The organism is Anoxybacillus tengchongensis, from assembly GCF_014201585.1.
GTDB classification, from domain to species: Bacteria; Bacillota; Bacilli; order Bacillales; family Anoxybacillaceae; genus Anoxybacillus; species Anoxybacillus tengchongensis.
Window position 1 is genome coordinate 1 of sequence record NZ_JACHES010000023.1, and the last position, 2,955, is coordinate 2,955.

At 54.7% G+C, this 2,955-nt stretch carries 1 rRNA gene; it reads left to right on the plus strand.

Annotated features, from left to right (window positions below):
• Positions 1 to 13: 13 nt before the first annotated feature.
• Positions 14 to 2,939: ribosomal RNA gene (locus tag HNQ82_RS14370) — 23S ribosomal RNA — on the plus strand.
• Positions 2,940 to 2,955 lie beyond the last annotated feature (16 nt).

Here is a 2,955-nt window from a genome sequence, read left to right on the forward strand (position 1 = left end):
ATAAAGTGTGTTTAGTTAAGTTAGAAAGGGCGCACGGTGGATGCCTTGGCACTAGGAGCCGATGAAGGACGGGACAAACACCGATATGCTTCGGGGAGCTGTAAGTAAGCGTTGATCCGGAGATTTCCGAATGGGGGAACCCACTGTCCGTAATGGGGCAGTATCCATACGTGAATCCATAGCGTATGGAGGGCATACCCGGGGAACTGAAACATCTAAGTACCCGGAGGAGAAGAAAGCAAAAGCGATTCCCTAAGTAGCGGCGAGCGAAACGGGAACAGCCCAAACCAAGAGGCTTGCCTCTTGGGGTTGTAGGACACTCAATACGGAGTGACAAAGGAACGGAGTAGATGAAGCGGTCTGGAAAGGCCCGCCAGAGGAGGTAACAGCCCTGTAGTCGAAACTTCGTTCCCTCCTGAGTGGATCCTGAGTACGGCGGGACACGAGGAATCCCGTCGGAAGCAGGGAGGACCATCTCCCAAGGCTAAATACTCCCTAGTGACCGATAGTGAACCAGTACCGTGAGGGAAAGGTGAAAAGCACCCCGGGAGGGGAGTGAAAGAGAACCTGAAACCGTGTGCCTACAAGTAGTCAGAGCCCGTTTATGGGTGATGGCGTGCCTTTTGTAGAATGAACCGGCGAGTTACGATCTCGTGCGAGGTTAAGTCGAAAAGACGGAGCCGTAGCGAAAGCGAGTCTGAATAGGGCGTATAGTACGAGGTCGTAGACCCGAAACCAGGTGATCTACCCATGTCCAGGGTGAAGGTAGGGTAATACCTACTGGAGGCCCGAACCCACGCACGTTGAAAAGTGCGGGGATGAGGTGTGGGTAGGGGTGAAATGCCAATCGAACTTGGAGATAGCTGGTTCTCCCCGAAATAGCTTTAGGGCTAGCCTCGAGTGAAGAGTCTTGGAGGTAGAGCACTGATTGGGCTAGGGGCCCTCATCGGGTTACCGAACTCAGTCAAACTCCGAATGCCAATGACTTATACTCGGGAGTCAGACTACGAGTGATAAGATCCGTGGTCAAGAGGGAAACAGCCCAGATCACCAGCTAAGGTCCCAAAGTGTACGTTAAGTGGAAAAGGATGTGGAGTTGCTTAGACAACCAGGATGTTGGCTTAGAAGCAGCCACCATTTAAAGAGTGCGTAATAGCTCACTGGTCGAGTGACTCTGCGCCGAAAATGTACCGGGGCTAAACGTACCACCGAAGCTGTGGGACGACTTACGTCGTCGGTAGGGGAGCGTTCTAAGGGCGTCGAAGCTAGACCGGAAGGACTAGTGGAGCGCTTAGAAGTGAGAATGCCGGTGTGAGTAGCGAAAACAGAGGTGAGAATCCTCTGCACCGAAAGCCTAAGGTTTCCTGAGGAAGGCTCGTCCGCTCAGGGTTAGTCGGGACCTAAGCCGAGGCCGAAAGGCGTAGGCGATGGACAACAGGTTGATATTCCTGTACCACCTCCTCACCGTTTGAGCAATGGGGGGACGCAGGAGGATAGGGTCAGCGCGCGACTGGTTGTGCGCGTCCAAGCAGTTAGGCGCCTCAAGTAGGCAAATCCGCTTGAGTAGGCTGAGCTGTGATGGCGAGGGAAATATAGTACCGAAGTGCCTGATTCCACACTGCCAAGAAAAGCCTCTAGCGAGGTGAGAGGTGCCCGTACCGCAAACCGACACAGGTAGGCGAGGAGAGAATCCTAAGGTGCGCGGGAGAACTCTCGTTAAGGAACTCGGCAAAATGACCCCGTAACTTCGGGAGAAGGGGTGCTCCCTCGGGTGAAAAGCCCAGGGGAGCCGCAGTGAAAAGGCCCAAGCGACTGTTTATCAAAAACACAGGTCTCTGCGAAGCCGTAAGGCGAAGTATAGGGGCTGACACCTGCCCGGTGCTGGAAGGTTAAGGGGAGCGCTTAGCGCAAGCGAAGGTGCGAACCGAAGCCCCAGTAAACGGCGGCCGTAACTATAACGGTCCTAAGGTAGCGAAATTCCTTGTCGGGTAAGTTCCGACCCGCACGAAAGGTGTAACGACTTGGGCACTGTCTCAACGAGAGACCCGGTGAAATCATAGTACCTGTGAAGATGCAGGTTACCCGCGACAGGACGGAAAGACCCCGTGGAGCTTTACTGCAGCCTGATATTGAATGTTGGTGCGACATGTACAGCATAGGTGGGAGACTGAGAAGCCTGGACGCCAGTCTAGGTGGAGTCGCCGTTGGGATACCACCCTTGTCGTACTGAGATTCTAACCCGCACCCCTGATCGGGGTGGGAGACAGTGTCAGGTGGGCAGTTTGACTGGGGCGGTCGCCTCCCAAAGCGTAACGGAGGCGCCCAAAGGTTCCCTCAGAATGGTTGGAAATCATTCGTAGAGTGTAAAGGCAGAAGGGAGCTTGACTGCGAGACCTACAAGTCGAGCAGGGACGAAAGTCGGGCTTAGTGATCCGGTGGTTCCGAATGGAAGGGCCATCGCTCAACGGATAAAAGCTACCCCGGGGATAACAGGCTTATCTCCCCCAAGAGTCCACATCGACGGGGAGGTTTGGCACCTCGATGTCGGCTCATCGCATCCTGGGGCTGTAGTCGGTCCCAAGGGTTGGGCTGTTCGCCCATTAAAGCGGTACGCGAGCTGGGTTCAGAACGTCGTGAGACAGTTCGGTCCCTATCCGTCGCGGGCGTAGGAAATTTGAGAGGAGCTGTCCTTAGTACGAGAGGACCGGGATGGACGCACCGCTGGTGTACCAGTTGTCCCGCCAGGGGCACAGCTGGGTAGCTATGTGCGGAAGGGATAAGCGCTGAAAGCATCTAAGCGTGAAGCCCCCCTCAAGATGAGATTTCCCATCGCGTCAAGCGAGTAAGATCCCTTGAAGATGACAAGGTAGATAGGTCCGAGGTGGAAGCGTGGCGACACGTGCAGCTGACGGATACTAATCGATCGAGGACTTAACTAAACACATAAGAAAAGCG